General features: G+C 69.3%; 15 protein-coding genes. 6 read left to right on the forward strand and 9 right to left on the reverse strand.

Annotation, left to right across the window (positions count from 1 at the left end; all coding sequences use genetic code 11):
* The first annotated feature begins 143 nt into the window (after positions 1-143).
* The 5 genes from ACK8N7_RS33670 (at position 144) to ACK8N7_RS33690 (ending at position 5161) form a co-directional block, all read left to right on the forward strand.
* Positions 144-1856, forward strand: a complete 1713-nt coding sequence (locus ACK8N7_RS33670) for a glycosyltransferase family 4 protein (protein WP_500444863.1) — start codon at positions 144-146, stop codon at positions 1854-1856.
* Positions 1857-2160: 304 nt separating this feature from the next.
* Positions 2161-2997, forward strand: a complete 837-nt coding sequence (locus ACK8N7_RS33675; protein ID WP_403213959.1) for a DUF4397 domain-containing protein — start codon at positions 2161-2163, stop codon at positions 2995-2997.
* 94 nt (positions 2998-3091) lie between these two features.
* A complete protein-coding gene (locus ACK8N7_RS33680) occupies positions 3092-3757 on the forward strand; it encodes a class F sortase (RefSeq protein ID WP_500444865.1) in 666 nt (221 codons plus the stop codon).
* A 47-nt stretch (positions 3758-3804) separates the two neighbouring features.
* Positions 3805-4362: a sigma-70 family RNA polymerase sigma factor gene (locus ACK8N7_RS33685; protein ID WP_500444867.1), complete on the forward strand. Its 558-nt coding sequence runs from the start codon at positions 3805-3807 to the stop codon at positions 4360-4362.
* On the forward strand, positions 4349-5161 hold the full coding sequence (locus tag ACK8N7_RS33690) for an anti-sigma factor (protein ID WP_500444869.1): 813 nt from the start codon (positions 4349-4351) through the stop codon (positions 5159-5161). The genes ACK8N7_RS33685 and ACK8N7_RS33690 overlap by 14 nt, the downstream gene beginning before the upstream one ends.
* A gap of 164 nt (positions 5162-5325) precedes the next feature.
* On the opposite strand, the gene ACK8N7_RS33695 is transcribed toward ACK8N7_RS33690, so the two are convergent.
* The 7 genes from ACK8N7_RS33695 to ACK8N7_RS33725 form a co-directional block, all read right to left on the reverse strand.
* A complete protein-coding gene (locus ACK8N7_RS33695; RefSeq protein ID WP_401115511.1) occupies positions 5326-5571 on the reverse strand; it encodes a hypothetical protein in 246 nt (81 codons plus the stop codon).
* 225 nt (positions 5572-5796) lie between these two features.
* Positions 5797-6726, reverse strand: coding sequence for a MurR/RpiR family transcriptional regulator (locus tag ACK8N7_RS33700; RefSeq protein ID WP_500444871.1), 930 nt, complete (start codon positions 6724-6726; stop codon positions 5797-5799).
* Positions 6727-6823: 97 nt separating this feature from the next.
* Positions 6824-8158 (reverse strand): cyanophycinase, encoded by a 1335-nt coding sequence (locus tag ACK8N7_RS33705; RefSeq protein WP_500444873.1) that lies wholly within the window; start codon positions 8156-8158, stop codon positions 6824-6826.
* 81 nt (positions 8159-8239) lie between these two features.
* Positions 8240-9454, reverse strand: a complete 1215-nt coding sequence (locus ACK8N7_RS33710; RefSeq protein WP_401911592.1) for a M20 family metallopeptidase — start codon at positions 9452-9454, stop codon at positions 8240-8242.
* Entirely contained in the window at positions 9451-10203 is a 753-nt protein-coding gene (locus tag ACK8N7_RS33715) for an amino acid ABC transporter ATP-binding protein (protein WP_401911908.1), read from the reverse strand. Before ACK8N7_RS33715 ends, ACK8N7_RS33710 begins: the two co-directional genes overlap by 4 nt.
* A gap of 8 nt (positions 10204-10211) precedes the next feature.
* Positions 10212-11177, reverse strand: a complete 966-nt coding sequence (locus ACK8N7_RS33720; protein ID WP_403213969.1) for an amino acid ABC transporter permease — start codon at positions 11175-11177, stop codon at positions 10212-10214.
* A gap of 2 nt (positions 11178-11179) precedes the next feature.
* Positions 11180-12145, reverse strand: coding sequence for an ABC transporter substrate-binding protein (locus ACK8N7_RS33725; RefSeq protein ID WP_403213971.1), 966 nt, complete (start codon positions 12143-12145; stop codon positions 11180-11182).
* Between the two features lie 359 nt (positions 12146-12504).
* Here ACK8N7_RS33725 and ACK8N7_RS33730 point away from each other — a divergent pair, with 359 nt between their 5' ends.
* Positions 12505-13566, forward strand: coding sequence for a hypothetical protein (locus ACK8N7_RS33730; RefSeq protein ID WP_403213973.1), 1062 nt, complete (start codon positions 12505-12507; stop codon positions 13564-13566).
* 525 nt (positions 13567-14091) lie between these two features.
* On the opposite strand, the gene ACK8N7_RS33735 is transcribed toward ACK8N7_RS33730, so the two are convergent.
* Complete coding sequence (locus ACK8N7_RS33735) at positions 14092-14634, reverse strand: TetR/AcrR family transcriptional regulator (protein WP_403213975.1); 543 nt, start codon at positions 14632-14634, stop codon at positions 14092-14094.
* A 234-nt stretch (positions 14635-14868) separates the two neighbouring features.
* Entirely contained in the window at positions 14869-16509 is a 1641-nt protein-coding gene (locus tag ACK8N7_RS33740) for a right-handed parallel beta-helix repeat-containing protein (RefSeq protein ID WP_403213976.1), read from the reverse strand.
* Between the last annotated feature and the right edge of the window lie 287 nt (positions 16510-16796).

Raw genomic sequence — 16796 nt, forward strand, 5'->3', positions numbered from 1 at the left:
AATCGGGACGTCACGAAGGCTCCATACTCACCTCCCACGACGTGGAAACAGCAGCCCTCCGGAGAGCCTGCCGGCTCGGTGTCCCGGTACCTCCGCGCGTACTCCTCCAGCGGGCCCTGGAGCACCCACACCAAGCAGCTCCGGTGGTGGAGCTGTGGCCACAAGCGGTACGCCGCTACGGCTCCCGGCACGCGCGAGACGTACTGCGCGAGCGCCTTGTCGGCCCTCGCACCCACCCCGTGCACGTCACCGTGCTCCTCGAACTCGCCCTGAGCGGGGAACTCCACCCCTTGACAGCCGAAGAGGCCGCCGCCATGGCCGCCGTATCGCCGACCCGGGGGGCCAGGCACGCTCTGTGGCGGTATCTGCATCTGGTTCCGGGCGGAATCAGTCATCTCCCCGATGTGTCGACAGCATGTGACGAATACGAACGGCTGCTGCTGAGCCCTCCGGCCACGCTCTCCGGGGTGCGTGTGAGACCGGGCGGCCTGCTCATCGCCCAGTCGATGCTGCTCGGAAGCCTGGACAGCCCGGGCCACGGTCAGAGCGGCGGTCTCTCGGTACTGCTCGCCGGTCTGGGCGACCACCTGGCGTCGACGCGCGCGGCAGGCGGGGTCGTCACGGTCGTGACGGCAGGCCACCGCGACCTTGCCGAGGACCCGGCCCTGGTGCGGGAGCGAACCCCCGGGCACTGGGTCGTACGCCTGCCGGTCGACTCGCCGACCGGTCCTCAACAGCGGGAGATGTCCGCACACCGTCCAGGGCTGACCTGGTGGGCGGTACGCCTCCTGCGCCTTCTGCCCCGGTCGGTGGATGTGCTCCATGTGCGGTACGCCGATGACGCCAGCCTGGCGTTGGCCGAGGCAGCAAGAGTCCTCGGCAGCCGCCTGGTGTTCACGGCCACCCCGGACCCGCACCGGCATCTGGCGCGGCGCTACGCGCAGACTCCTTCAGACGGCGCCCAGTCCGCGGAGGAACTGCGTCATGATCTGCACAGGGTGTTCGTCGCGGACAGGCTGGTGCACCGAGCTCACTCGGTCGTGGGCATACCCGGCAGCGGAGGAGCGACAGAACTTCTCACGTTCTTCCCGGAACTGACTTCGTACAACGACGGCACCGGCCCCTCAGCCCTGCCGGAGGGCGTACCTGCCTATCAGCCCGTTCCGCAGGAGGACGAACTGAGGAGTGCGCTCCTGGACGCCCTGTTCGCGGGGGGCGACGACTTCGGATCGCTCGCCCCCGAGGACCGGAACCTGGATCTTCTGCTGTGCGTGGGCCGGCTGCATCCGATGAAGCAGCAGCATCTTCTCGTCGATGCCTGGCTGACTGGCGGCCTCTGGCGCAGTACGACCCTCGTTCTGGTGGGCGGGGCGACCGCGTACCCCACCGTGGCGGAGCAGGACATGCGCCGCCGTCTTCACCGGACGGTCAGCGCATACCCGCCGGCCGCGCGCCGCCTGGCACTTCTGCCCGCGATGCCCAACAACGACGTACGCCGTTTGGAGCACGCCCTCGCCGAGTCGGACGGGCAAAGCGCCTGGTATGTGTGCCCCAGCCTCAAGGAGGAGTTCGGGCTGGCCGTCCTGGAAGCGATGGAAGCGGGCCTTCCCGTGGCCGCCACGCGACGCGGAGGTGTGCCGCACTACTTGCGGGACGGCGTGAACGGTGTCCTTCTGGACACCTCCACCAGACATACCTTGGTGCGCGGTCTGCACAGACTCGCCGCGGCAGCTGAGCCGGAACGGCGCCGCATCGCGCGCGAAGGTCGCCGCACAGCTCTCGAGCGCTTCTCTGTCGCCGATATGGCCGACGCCCTTGCCCAGGTGTACGCCGAGGCACGCCTCCGGCCCCTCTGATCGCGTGCCTGCCACGGGGTGCAGGGCCACCTGCGCGGCAGACCGGGTTGTTCCCATTTCGGCTACCGAGGTGGCACCTCACCATTCGCTCCGGTCCTGCGGAGGGCCCATCTCCGGATGCGCCGGTGCCTGCATGGATTCAGGATAGCCAGAGCCCGATGATCTCTGCGCCGCGTGAGTGCGGTCGGATCAGCCGCCCGCCGGACCTGGTCGTATTTCCCGACCGAGGTGAAACCGGTAAGCACGGCGGGACGGAAGGTTCCGCACAGACTCCCGGACGGGAGTCCCGTTGAAGGGAACATCCATGACCCCTCGGCCCACAGCAGCGGCTCTCGCGTTGGCCACCGCGACAGTGATCGGTTTCGCCGCCGCGGCGCCCGCTCTGGCAGCGCCTTCCGCCGAATCGGATGGCAAGGCCACCGTCTCGGTCTTCCACGCCGTACCGGACCTGAAGGTCGACGTGTACGCCAACGGCAAGGAGCTACTCCCCGACTTCGAGCCCGGCACTCTGACCGACCCGCTCGAACTCGATGCCGGCAGCTACGACATCAAGGTCTTCAAGGACGGTGAGGGCCCCGACGGCACTCCCGCGATCGAGAAGAAGGTTGAGGTGCCCGCGGGAGCGAACGCAACGCTGGTGGCGCATCTGACCGCCGAAGGCAAGCCGGCCCTCAACGCCTTCGTGAATGACCTGTCGAAGGTTCCGGCCGGGAAGGCGCGTCTGACGGTGCGCCATGTCGCTGCCGCGCCGGCCGTCGACGTCCGTGCCGGTGGAACCCCGGTCTTCAAGGGCCTGGAGAATCCCAAGGAGACCAAGGGAGAGGTCGACGCGGGCACGGTGACGGCGGACGTGACGCTGGCCGGCACGGACACGGTCGCCATCGGTCCGGCCGAACTCGACCTCGCCGAGGGCGTCAACACGGTCGTCTACGCCTGGGGTAGCGCAAGCGACAAGAACCTTGCCCTCAAGACGCAGACCTTCAAGGACCTGCACTCCGCTCCGCACGGTGTTCCGGCCGGCGAGACGGGCCAGAACGCCACGAACTCCGCCGGGATCGCCGGCTGGTCCGTGGCGTTCGGTGGACTCGCCGTGGCAGGTGCTGCGATCGGCGGCCGCCGCCTCTTCGTCTCGCACCGCTGACGGTCCGGCACCTGGGGGAGCGGGCGCGTTCCCGGCGCGATCCGGTCCCCCAGATCGTCGTCGTGGGCTCCTCACAGAAAGAAGACATCTGGCGATGAAGCATCGTTCCCCGCGTGGTCGGTGGGTACTGGCCGGTACGGCACTCCTGGTTCTGTCGATGTCGGCAGCTCTCGCCTTGCCCCGGCTGGACCGGAACACGGGACCGGCGGATTTCGGGGAGCTGCCTCGCCCTCAAGCCGTGGCGGTGGACGAGGTGGCCCCCGGCGCCTCGTCCACCGGACCCTCCGCGGGGGCCTCGAAATCGGCGGGGGCACTGCCGCAGCTGCTGGTGATACCCAGGCTGCGGATGAAAGCCCCCATCGACCCGGTCGGCGTCGCACCTGACGGCAAGACGGAAGTACCCGAGGACGCCCGCCGGGTCGGCTGGTACCGCTTCGGCCCCGCCCCGGGCTCCGCGAAGGGCTCCGCGGTGATCGTCGGCCACGTCGATTCCCGGACTCAGGGTCTCGGTGTCCTGGCCGGACTCGACGACGCACGCGCCGACGACCGAATTGACTTGCGCAGCACGGGCGGCGTCACGGCCGTCTACCGGATCGTCTCGCGCCGCACCATCCCGAAGGGCGAACTCGCGGACTCCGGCGTGTTCCGCCGGGACGGCTCACCCGTGCTCACGCTCGTCACCTGCACCGGGCCGTTCCTCAAGGACCGCGGCGGCTACCAGGACAACCTGGTGATCACCGCGGTGCCAGAAGCGAGATGACGATGCCCTGGGGCGGTCCTCACGTACTTACGACTATTCTCTCGGGCATGCCGGAGACGGACGACGACATCGCCAAGGGCTTCGCCCTGGGCGATGAGTCATGTCTGGCAGCGGCGTACCGCAGGTGGGGCTCTCTCGTCTACACGGTGGCGGCCAGAGCGCTGGGCGACGTGGAGGAAGCCAAGGACGTCGCGCAGCAGGTCTTCATCGGTGCCTGGCGGGGCCGCGCCGGCTTCGAACCCGCGAAAGGGACCCTGCCGGCCTGGCTCATGGGCATCACGCGTTACAAGATCGCCGACGCCCTGGAGCAGCGATCCCGTCGAAGACGTGATGTGGAGGCGGTGTCGGCCATCGAGGTGGGGGCGGAGCGGGCCGAGAACTCCGTGCCCACAGCGATTCTCGACCAACTCGTGATCCGCGACTGCCTCGCAGAATTGACAGCGGCGCAGCGGCAGGTCCTGGAGTTGGCCTTCTTCGACGACCTCACCCAGACTCAGATCGCCGAGCGCACGGGTCTCCCGCTGGGAACAGTGAAGACGCACGCGCGGCGTGGGCTCATCGCGCTCAAGCGCAGGTTGGAGGAGGTGGACGGTGCAGCACAGTGACCTGAACGACCTGGCGCTGCTCGCCTTGGGCGATGCGCCGTCGAAGAGCGTCGCGGCGCACGTACACGAGTGTGATCGGTGTGCGCGGGAACTGGCCGACCTGCGGCGGGTGATCGAGGCAGGTCGCGGCTCAGAGCTGGAGGATCTGGTGGAGCCGCCGCCGGAAGTCTGGTCGGCGATATGCGCCGAGCTGGACCTGGACCTCGGTACCGCCGCCGGATCAGAGACGGCCTCGGATCCGGAGCAGGACAGCCCAACGGGCCTGCCAGCAAGTCGGACGGGCACGATCCACCCGCTGCCGTTGAAGGCTTACCCCTCAGCTACTCCTGATGCTGAGAGGAATCAGACCGGAAGAGCGCGCGGACGCCGGACCGTTCTCGCCGTCGCCGCGGCGGCAGCCCTGCTGGGAGCGGCAGCTGGGAGCGGCATCACCTGGTGGACTGCCGACCGGAGTCCACAGCCCGTGGTTGCCGGAACCAGCCGTACTCTCACCGCTTTGGTGCCATCCGCGCTCGGCTCAGCGCGGATCGGTGACTCCTCGGGGCAGCGAAAACTCGATATCAAGGTCGAAGGTCTGCCGAGGACTTCGGGATACTTCGAAGTCTGGCTCATGGACCGAAGCCATACCAAGCTCATCTCCATGGGGATTTTGGGCCCCCAAGGCCACGCCGTATTGCCCGTGCCGGAGAACGTCGACCTCGATGACTACTCCTTTGTCGACGTCTCGGTCCAGGAATACAACGGCAGCCCGGAACATTCGGGCAACAGCATCGTGCGCGGAGAATTCGCAGGCACGTGAGTGGTGTACGCCCAGCAGCCCGGTCACCGATGCCTGTCGCGGCCGCGGTGCCGGGCCGTGCGGTCCCTCATCCTCGTGAGCGCGGTCAGGCCTGACCGGCAGAGGCAGGAGTGGAGAAGCCGACATTGACCTGCTTCCCTCTCTCCTTTGGGCCGGAGCTCGGGTCAGTGTGCCGTGGAGTGGAGGGCCTCGTGGTCGCGTTCGTAGTTCGCGAGGGCCAGACCGAGGGCGAAGAAGGTGGGCGCCCACTCGCCGACGAAGATGCCCCACCGGTCCGCACGTTCGATGCCGGCCGATTCAGCCTTCATCGATCCACACCATGAGGCGACGGACAGGCCGATGGAGGCAAAGGCCGCAGTGTAGGCGTGCTCCGACCTCATGCCCTTCGCGTGCAACATCTTGACGATCATGACTCTCCATGGGGTAGCAGGAACGGTTCTCCCCCCACCGTCACCCACTGGCTCGGCCCGCGCATCTCGGACAGACGACTCAACGCCACCGGCCACTGATGTCGCTGCCTGAAGGGCCTTCCTCGCCTTCCCCGCTCTTCTCGCGATCCGGCGCGTCCCTCCTCGTCTGCACGCTGGCATCAGCGGGCCGTGAGTGCTGGGCCCGCCGCCACCGGAGGACTCGCTTCAGTACAGCCCGGCCCTCCGCGCGATGTCCTCGCCGTGCTGCATCCGGCTGCGTGCGTCGTCGCCCAGGGCCGTGATGACGCCCGCCACGACGGTCTCCAGCACGGCGAGGGTCGGCACGAGGCTGTCGTACGGGGAGGGGGCAGTGACCCGGCTCGGGAGGACGACCTCGGCGTGGGGAGCAACGGGTGAAAGCCAGGTGTCGGTGAACAGGACCAACTTGCCGCCCTTCTCCTGCACGAGCGCGGCGATGGCGGCCTTGTCGCTCTCGTAGCGGCGGTAGTCGAAGACGACCAGCACATCACGGCGGGTCAGAGCGGCGAGGACGGCGGTGCGTTCGACGTCAAGGTCGGGCAGGAACCGTACGTCGTCCCGCAGCTGCATCAGATGCAGGCCGAGGTACTGGGCGAGCAGGTGGGTGAAGCGGCCACCGGCCAGGGTGATGCGGCGTTTTCGGTCCGAGAGGAGTCGTACCGCGTGCTCGAAGTCGTGCGGGGGGAGCTCCGCCAGGGTGGCGGTCACCGCGCCGGTGAAGACCTCGCTGCCGTGCCTGAGGAGCGCCGAATCCGTGCCGGCGCTCTCTGGCGTCACCCGGTGCGTGCCGCCGTCCGGCGTACCCGCGTCGCCGCCTTCGTCCGTTCCGCTCCTGCCGAAGCCGGCCGACTCGTAGAGGGAGAGGGGGGAGGCGTTGCGCGCATCGAGTTCGTCGCGCAGGGCGGCCTGGAAGTCGGGGAAGCCCCGGTAGCCGAGCCGGTTGACGAAGCGGAGCACCGTGGGCGCACTGACGGTGGCCCGCTCGGCGAGCACGGCGACCGTCTCGAACCCGGCCGCAGGATAGCCCGCGAGGAGCACCCGGGCGACCTTGCGCTCGGCAGGGCTCAGCTCGCCCAGCTTCTGCCGGATGTCGTCGGCGAGCGCGCGTGAGGCCATGGTGTCGGGCTCCTTCGGAATGTGCGGGCTGTCGGAGGAGCCTACTGGCGGGACCGGCCGTCACCGGTGGCGGTCCCGCCCTGCGGCGTACTGTCAATCAGCGGGCGGCGATACCGATGCTCAGTCCGGTGAGGGTCTGCGTGGCGGCGCCCTCGCTGCCCCACGCGGTGAACCCGGGCGCTTTGGCGAAGGTGACGGTGAAGCGTGGCCCGCTCTCGTACGTGGTGGCCTCTGCCGTGCGCTGGACGCGGTGGGCGGCCAGGGCGCGAGCGGTGGTCAGGAAGGAGTACGGGACGCCTGCGGGGTTGGCGGCGGAGTGGAAGACGTCGGTGTTGGCCGGTACGGGCGCCGTCGAGCGGGGGGCGACCGGGCGTTTGCCGGGGGCCGGGAGCGTGCGCCGGCGCCGGGGGTCGTAGCGGTCCCCATCGGTGAGGTAGTCGTAGCGCACACCGCTCAGCGACCAGGCGTCCCGGGGCCAGTCCTCGTTCCCTTCGGCTCCTCGGCTGCCGTGCGCCGTCCCGTGCACGTGGGCCCGGCGCAGGTCGAAGACGGCGACCCCGCGCGGTCCCAGCACTCGCAGGCGCTCGCGAGGGCCTCCGGCCTGCTCGACGACCAGCGCGGTGTTCTCCTCCAGCGCGTACACCCGGTCATGCCCGGTGTCGGCGGCCAGCCGCATCACCCGGCCCTCGCGACCGTACGCCCCGGTGTGGGTGTCGATCAGCCCCGACCGGAGGAAGCCGAAACCGCCCTGCGGCTCGTAGCCGAGGACCGTCGCGTCCTCGAAGTAGCCCGGTCTGCTCCCGTCCCGCAGGCCCTCGTACGACTCGCCGCCCGTCACCATGTCGGCTCCCGCGGCGATCTGCGCACCCGCACTGGAGCCGGCCACGACAGCCCCGGCCGCCAGCTTGGCCCGGATGGCCGCCAGTACCTTTGAGTCGGTGTGCGTGGCCCCGTGCAGCAGGGTGGTGAGGTAGCGGGACTGGTCGCCGCCGCCGAAGAAGAAGCCGGTCATCGAATCCACCTGCCGCACGACCTCGTCGGAGTCGGCATTCGCGATGTGGTCGAGGTCGACGGGAATCCACTCGGCGTCGGCCGCGCCGTGCCGCTCGAACAGTGAGGCGTAATACGCCCCGTTGCACGCGGAGTTGTTGCACGCGACCGGATCGTCGGCGTCCGGGTCCTGGCTCTCGGGCACCGATGCCGCGGTGATCACGCCGATGCGGGCCCGCTCGCCGCCGGCCCGCTCGATGATCTCGCCGTAGACCTGCTCGTTGTCCTCCTTGAGGCCGCCGCCGACGAGCACCAGCGAACCGCCGCGCTGCGCCGGGCGGTCACTGTCCGCGAAGGCCGCCGGGGTGGCGGTCAGGGTGAGCACGAGCATGGCCGCACCGCTGACGAACACGGTGCGACGGGAGGGGGACGGAGCGCGCATGGAACCTCCAAGGTGCGGACGAAAGGACGAGCAGGAAGCGGTACAGCGGGGCGGTGGCGTGGAGCCGGCCGGGGTGCGGGGTCAGTAGTGCCGGGCGTCGCCCAGTGCGGCGACCAGACCCGCGAGGAGCGCCACGCGCCCAGGCACGGTTGTCGTGTCGAGCCATTCCTCGGGGCTGTGGTCGGCCCCGCCGACGGGCCCGAGGCCGTCGAGGACCGGGATGCCGACCCCCGCGATGATGTTGGCGTCCCCCACCCCGCCGGTGGCGGCCGCTCCCAGGTCGAGGCCCAACTCGCGGCCCAGAGAGCGTGCGTGGTCCAGCATCCGGTGGGTGGCCGCGGTGTCCTCCATCGGTGGACACAGGTCGAGCTGCTCCACCGCGACGGACGTGCCGGTGACGGCGGGCCGGGCGGCGGCCCGCTCGATGGCGGTCCGGGCCCGGGTGATCCCCGCTGCCGTGGCCGAGCGGACTTCGACCCGCAGCTCTGCCTCGGGGCAGACGATGTTGGTCCGGGTACCGGCCCGGACCACGCCGACGTTGACCGTCACGTCGTCCCAGCGGCCGTTCAGGGCCTGCAGGGCGACGACGAGGTGGGCGGCGGTCAGGGCGGCGTTGGCGCCGCGCTCGGGTTCGATGCCGGAGTGCGCTGCGCGCCCGGTCACGGTGAGCAGGAAGTCGGCGACGCCCTTGCGGGCGATCACCAGGTCCCCGTTCTCGCGTGCGCATTCCAAGGCCAGGGCGTAGTGCGTGTTCCGCGCGGTGCACTCGGTGATCGCGCGGCTGGCGGGGGAGCCGATCTCCTCGTCGGGGACGGCGAGGAAGACGATCTCGTCGTACTCCTCGAAGTCCGTCTCGGCGAGGATTTCCAGCGCGGTGAGTCCGGCGAGCAGCCCGCCCTTGTCGTCGCTGACGCCCGGCCCGTGGGCGAGGGGCCCTCGGCGGGTGAAGGGCCGCGCGGCAGCCGTGCCGTCCGGGAAGACGGTGTCCATGTGCGCGGCGAGCAGGACGCGCCGCCCGCCGTCCTCGGCCGCGAGCCGTCCGCGGAGGCGGCCGATCACGACGTCACCGGCGCGGTGGCCGCCGGTCGGCGGGGGCGTGACGCGCTCGACCGCGTAACCCAGCGAGGTGAGGCGGGCCGAGGTCCAGTCGGCGATCCGGTTGACGCCGGCCGGACTGTAGGAGCCGGAGTCGATGCCGACGAGACCGGCCAGATCGGTCAGGAACCCTTCGAGGCGGGCCTCGGCGTAAGGGAGCAGCCGCTCGGCGCGCAGCCGCTGCCGGGACGGGGCGGTCACAGAACCTTCGACAGGAAGGCGCGGGTGCGTTCCTGCTCCGGGTCGACAAGGACCGAACGGGGGTCGCCTGCTTCGACCACCACGCCGTCGTCCATGAAGACGGCGGTGTCGCCGACCTCGCGGGCGAACCCGATCTCGTGGGTGACGACCACCATGGTCATACCGTCGGCCGCGAGCTGCCGCATGACGTCCAGGACGTCCCCCACCAGCTCGGGGTCGAGCGCGGAGGTCGGCTCGTCGAAGAGCATCAGCTTGGGCTTCATGGCCAGTGCGCGTGCGATGGCGACGCGCTGCTGCTGACCGCCGGAGAGCTGGGCCGGGTAGTGACCGGCCCGGTCGGCCAGACCGACCTGGTCCAGGAGGCGCCGGGCGTCGGCGCGGGCGGTCGTGGTGTTCACGCCGGCGACCCGCACGGGGGCCTCCATGATGTTCTGCTCGGCGGTCAGGTGCGGGAAGAGGTTGAACCGCTGGAAGACCATGCCGATGTCACGGCGGTGGGCGGCGATCTCCTTCTCCCGCAGCTCGTGCAGGCGGCTGCCGTGCCGGCGGTAGCCCACGAGGTCCCCGTCGACCGCCAGCGTCCCGCCGTCGATCTTCTCCAGGTGATTGATGCAGCGCAGGAAGGTGGACTTGCCCGACCCCGAGGGGCCGAGCAGGCAGCACACCTGCCCGCGTTCGACGGTCAGGTCGATGCCCTTGAGGACTTCGAGCTTCCCGAAGTGCTTGCGCACGCCCCGGGCGTGCACCATGGGCGCGCTCAACGCACCTTCTCCTTCTTGTTCTTGCGCAGGACTCCCGGCGCGGCTCCCGTGAGCATCCGCCGCAGGGGCGAGGTGTGGCCGTCGCGCGCGGTGCCCCGGCCGTACCGCCGCTCCAGCCAGGTCTGCGGGATGCTCAGCAGGCTGACCAGGGCCAGGTACCAGAGGGAGGCGACGACGAGCATCGGGATGACCTGGTAGTTCTGCGCGTACACGTCCTGGATGTTGGACATCAGGTCGTGCGCGGCGATGACCGAGACCAGCGCGGTCATCTTGAGCATGTTGATCGTCTCGTTGCCCATCGGCGGGATGATCACCCGCATCGCCTGGGGCAGCACGATCCTGCGCGTGGTCAGGGTGGGCCGCATCCCGAGGGAGTGCGCGGCCTCCGCCTGTCCGGTGTCGACGGACTGGATACCGGCCCGGACAATCTCCGAGGCGTAGGCCGCCTCGTTGAGCCCGAGCGCCAGCAGCGCGGCGACGGCCGGGGTGAGCAGAGTGTTGGTGTCGGCCTGGATGAAAGTGATGTCGGTGAAGGGGATGCCGATGAGCACGCTCTTGTACAGGGCACCGGCATACCCCCAGAAGATGATCTGGACGAGCAGCGGTGTGCCGCGGAACGCCCAGACGAACAGCGACGACAGGCCGTACAGAACAGGGTTGGACGACAGGCGCATCACGGCGATGACGGTGCCGAGCACCAGCCCGAGGGCCATGGCCGCCACGGTCAGCCACAGGGTGGTGACCAGGCCGTCGAAGATCAGGTCGGCGAAGAGGTAGTCGCCGATGATGTCCCAGCGCAGGTTGGCGTTGGTGGCGAGGGAGCCGATGAGGCCGGCGAGCGAGACGAGGGAGACCAGGGCGGCGATCCAGCGGCCGTAGTGCCGTACGGGGACGACGGTCAGGTCCTCGTCGGCGGGCGTTTCGTGGTCGCGGGGGGCGCCGGTGAGAGCTGCGGTGGTCATCTCTAGTCGACCGCCGCGTTCCTGGTGGCTTCCTTCACGGCGATGGACTCGACACCGTACTTCGCGAAGATCTTGGTGGCGGTGCCGTCGTCGATCAGCGACTGGAGCGCCTTCTGGATCGCGTCGGTCAGCTCGGGCAGCTTCTTGGAGACGGCGATGCCGTTGGGAGAGGCGTTGTAGCCACCGCTCGCGGCCGGGTCGTCCACGACCTCGAAGGCCTTGCCGCCGTCGGCGGTCTTGGCGGTCCAGCCGGCCGCCGGCTTGGTCAGCACCTGGGCGACGACCTTGTCAGCGCGCAGGGCGAGCTGCGCGTCGGAGTCCTTGGGGAAGGTCTGGATGCCGATCGCACCGCCGCCCGCCTTCTGACAGGCCTTCTGGTGGGTCTTGAGCAGGTCGAGCTGGTTGGTGGCGGCCTGGACGGCAACCTTCTTGCCGCACAGGTCGTCGAGGGTGGTGATCTTCTCGGGATTGCCCTTGACGACCATGATCCCGGAGCCGGAGACGGAGTAGTCGACGAAGTCGACGACCGCCTGCCGCTCCTTGTTGTCCGTCATCGCCGACATGGCCACATCGAACTTGCCGGCCTGGATGGCGGGCACGATCCCGTCGAACTTCTGCGGGGTGAAGGCGAACGTCACCCCGAGCCTGGCCCCGATCGCCTGACCGAGGTCGTAGTCCAGACCGGTGAGCTCCTTCTCCCCCTCGGTGACAAACATCTCGAACGGTGCATAGGGCACGTCGGTGGCCACCCGCACGGTGCCGGACTTCTTCACCGACTCGGGGAGCGAGGTGTGCAGCTTGGCGTCCCTCTTCACGTTCACTCCGGCGACCTCGACGGCTGCGGGCTGCTTCCCGCCGCCGGCCGCGGCGTCGGTAGTGCCCCCGTCGCCGCAGGCCGCGAGGGCCAGCAGGGCAGTGGCCGCCAGGGCGGCAGCCGTCGTACGGCGGTGCAGGCGGATGTGGTTCACGGTCGTTCCTCCCGAGGGATACCAGTCGGCGCGACTTCCTCGTCCGACTCGATGCAGAAGTTACACACTCAAGATTGTCTTGAACAGATGTAACGAGCGTTACGAATCGATGACGCGCCGGAACACTGCCGGAAACGCGGCGGGAGGACGCTGTGGGCGACGGCGCACATGGCTGCTCACGTCGGTTCCATCGGGCGGCTTTCACGGCTTCCCGCCCCTCCGGGCAATCGGTGGCGCGTTACATCTAGCGCAGTCAGCGCCACTTCTGTACGTTCCATCACCACTGATCCGGAGTCGAATCCCGGCCCCCAGGCCCGGACTCGGCCATCACCCCATTCCCCTCTCCCCAGGAGAACTCCGTGCCGATCCGTCCCGCCACCCCCGGCGCGCTGCGCCTGGCCACCTGTCTGGCCGCGACCCTTGCCCTGCTCGCCCCCGCCCTCATCACCGCCGAACCCGCGCACGCCTCCGCCAAGCGCGTCCGCCTCGGCAGCGCCGCCGACGTCAGCCGCGGCAGTTGGTCCGGCCCCGCCCACACCATGAACGGTTCCGGCGGTGTCGTCCCCGCCACCATGACCAGAGCCATCGACGCGATCCGCGGCGGCACCGGCACCCTCGATGTCGTGGTTATCGCCGCCTCTGCCCCCGGCTCCGGCAGCACGACCCCCGAGTGCGACACCGTCATGGGCCTCGCCGGCGTCAACTCCTGCACGACCTGGACGCTTACCACCCGCGATGACGGCAACAACAGCGCGGCCAACACCGACATCCGCAACGCCGAGTTCGTCTATTTCGCCGGCGGCGACCAGTGCGACTACGCCGACTGGAAGGGCACCACCCTTCAGACCTCCGTGAAGTCGGTCGTCACCAAGGGCGGCGGCTCCGGAGGCGGCAGCGCGGGCCACCACATCAACAGCACCGTCGTCTACGACGCCTGCGGGGGCAGCGTCACCTCCGACGAGGCCCTCTACGACCCCTACGATCCGGCAATCACCTTCACCACCGGTATGTTCGCCTGGCCCAACTACGCGGGCACGATCAATGACTCGCACTTCGTCACCCGTGACCGCATGGGCCGCACCATGGCCTTCGTCGCCCGCGCGATCGAGGACGGCCTCACCACCGGCGGCGCCGCGTGGGGCGTCGGCGTCGACGACGGCGGCTCCCTGTTCATCGACAAGAACGGCAGAGCCACCGCTGCCGGAGCCGACACCTTTGTCGTCCTGGGCGACCACCGCCCCGAGCGAGCCGACCCCGACCGCTACCTCACCTACTACGACTACAAGATCTGGCGGCTGCGCCCCGGCCAGACGTACGACTTCAAGAACCGTCCCACCTGTGGCTATTACCTTCGCAGCATCGTCAGCGGTGTCCCCGACCGCAACCTGTACAGCGGGACGCCGGTCACCAACTGCGGCTGAGAGGCACACCGACCGGGGCGCGGCGGTGTCCACCACCGCCGCGCCTTCACCGCCCTACCGCCGCACGGTCAGCTTCCCCGGCGCAGCTCCAGCATGCGGCTGGAGTCCTCGCCGGGCGGCAGCTCCGCCGGCAGGCCGTGCGCGGCCGGCGCGGCACCGCTGCGTACCGTGGTCGGGCGGGGCTGTGGGCCGGGGGCCCCACCGCTACTACGTGGAGATCCATCCCGAACAGCTGCGGGAATTCCGTCCGCGTGCTCGGTCTCCACGGGCCCGACGCGCACAGACCGCCATGACGCGGCTGTCACCCGGGAGTTCTGGGACAGCCTGCCGCAGGGGGTTCGCCGCCATCTCCACTGTCCGGTCGTCGATGAACTGACACCCATAACGTAGAAGCACACCATCGAGGGTCTGGTCATGGGCGCCCCCTGACGGCCGACCGCACGAGCCGGTCCGCGACGGTCTGCCCGCGCCACAAGCAGGAGCAGTCCGGGCCCCGAGGCCAATTTCGCCTGCGTGCGGGTCGGGTCAGCGCAGTAGTTTCAGCGCCGCTGTTGCCAGTCTTCGGGCGATGAGGTGCTGCTCGCCTGCGGGCAGGATGAGGTGGCTGATGGTCATGCGGACGATGACGTCCGCTGCCGTCTCGAGGGTCTCCGCGTTGTGTTGTGGGTACCGTGTGGCCAGCCAGCTCTGCACCAGGCTCTGTCCGGCGTCGAAGATCGGGTCGGCCCGGGCGGTGAGGTAGGGGAGCAAGCTGTCGGAGCCTTGGCGGGCGGCTGTGACCACGGCCCGGATGAGAGGCTGATCGTCAGCCTCGCTGAGGACGTACAGGATGGCGGATTCGAGGCAGGCGTGGGTGTCCGGCAGCCCGGGGTAGAAGGTGTCGGCTACGCCGGTGAGGAACTGCTGGGTCTCCCGGATCACCAGTGCGCGGCCCAGGCCGGCTCGGTTGCCGAACTCCTTGTACACCGAGGGGCGTGAGACTTCGGCCCGAGCCGCGACGGCGGAGAGGCTGACCTGGTCCCAGCCCGCCTCGCAGGTCAGGTCGCGGGCAGCATCCAGTACGCGCACTCTCATCTGTTTGCGCCAGGCGACGCGCGGGGGGTCGGGTGCCGGTCCACCGGTGGGTGGCTCCGTTCTGCTCTGGTGCTCTGCCGCCGCCATAGCGGCAAGTCTGTCAGGGACGTCCGGTCCGCTGCTGCGGAGCCCCTGAGGTTGGGTGCGCCGGACGTGCAGTGGTGCCGGTCCCTGGGGGCAGGGGGTGGGACCGGCACCACGTCCAGGCGGCCGTAGCAGCTGGAGAGGTCAGGAGCGCTTGCGCCGGACGGCGAAGAGAATGCCACCGCCGATGGCGAGGACAGCCGCAGCGATACCGAGCGGGAGTACGGGGCTGGAGCCGCCGGTCTCTGCGAGCGGTTCGCTTTCGCCGTTCGGTTTCAGGCCTGCGTCGCTGTCGGTGTCAAGGGGGGCTTCCGCGGCCGGCGAGGTACCGGCGTCCGTGCCGGCGGAAGGTTCGCCCGGGGCAGCGCTCTCCTGGCTGGGGGAGGCGGACTCGTTCGTGGCGGGCTCGGATGCGCCTTCCTTCACGTCGTTGCCCTTGGCCGCCTTGACGCTGTAGGCGCCGCGGTCGGGGGCCCCGCCAGCGCGGCGGGCTCCGGTGAAGTCGCTGGCGACGGCGGGGAACGGGGTGCCAGAGCCGATGGCGGGGGAGCCCTTGCTCAGCCGAAAGTCCGCGCCCGCTCCGGTGCCCGGGCTGGTGAGCTTCGGGTCGCCGACGATGTCGTGGGGGCCCTTGACCTCGGGTGCTTTCCCGCCGAAGTAGATGTTGTAGTCGTAGGTGACATCGGTGTTGCGGGACTTGCTGTTGGTGGCCTGGCCGGGGCGGCCGTAGGCGATGTTGTTGAGCAGCCGGACGTCGGTGCTGTCGTGCGCGAAGATGTTGGCGTAGCTCTCCATGCGTGTGCTGCGGCCGTTCTTGTACGCCGTGTTGTTGATGATGTCGACGTGCTGGCTCTTGAAGGAGTGGATGCCGGAGCCGCCGTTGTTGTAGGACAGGTTGTTGGCGACCATGACCCTGCCCTGGTAGTCGGGGCCGTTCTCTCCTGCTTTCGACTTGTCCTTGAGGGTGTCGATGATGATGCCGTTACCGTCCGAGTAGCACTTGCAGCGCTCCCACTTCACCCTTGTCTCGTTGTCGTGGACCCTGTTGTTGGTGACGCGGATCTTGTACTTGCGGGGGTTGCCGCGGTCGATGTCGTGCGCGGCCAGGATGGAGATGCCGCTGGTGGCGTAGACGGTGTACCAGGAGGTCGCGTAGACGTGGTTGCGGTCGATCGTCATGTAGTCCGCGCCGCGCGAGCCTATGCCCAGGCCGGGGCAGTGGCTGACGGTGTTGCCGACGATGTCGATGTGGTGGGGTCTGGCACCCGTGGCCTTGTTCGGCTCCGCCCAGATGCAGTTGGTGTTGTAAGTGGGATCGCCCTTCTTCGCATCGCGCTCCGCTCCGGCCAGGGTCAGAGCGCCGCTGTTGCCTTTGACTTCGAGGTTCTTGATGACGATGTAGGACGCACCGTGGACACTGATGCCGTTCCACGCATTCACAGGGTGGATCACCGGGTTATGGCCGGGGTGGGCGGAGAAGGTGATGGGTGCGCCGGGGCGGCCGGAGCGCTTGACCGTCAGCACGTTCGAACCCTTTGAGCGCTCGGAGTACGTGCCGTTCATGATCGAGACGGTGTCGCCCGGGCCGGCGCTGTCCGCGGCTTTCTGGATGGTGCGGAAGGGGGCCCCGGCCGAGGTTCCCGGGTTGCTGTCGTTGCCGCTCGGGCTGACGAAGTACGTGCGGCCGGCAGCCTGCGCGGTGCCCGCTCCCATGGTGACGAGGCCGAGCGGGGCGGACGAAGCGAGCAGTGCTGCGGTCACGGCGAGGGTGCTCGTGCGTTTCATTGTTGCCTGATCTCCGAGATCGTCCTGGCGGTAGCGGTGGGGTGTCCTGCACCGGCGGAGGCCGTGAGCAGGATGACGGGCGCAGAGGGACGAGTCGTCCATCGGGCGGCGCCGGGTCAAGGCGCCGCGCGTCGCGCTCCGAAGTCCGCTGTGAGGGGGGTGAGTTGCGTGAGCGACAGTCGCAGACCCAAAATCCAAATGCAACCCCGATCTCGGTGTAAATGTTCTGACGAACCGTCAGCTCAAACCCGAGGTGCTGGCTGATTGCGCGGATGTTTCAAAGAAGT

The organism is Streptomyces griseobrunneus, from assembly GCF_046713465.1.
Classification (GTDB): domain Bacteria; phylum Actinomycetota; class Actinomycetes; order Streptomycetales; family Streptomycetaceae; genus Streptomyces; species Streptomyces microflavus.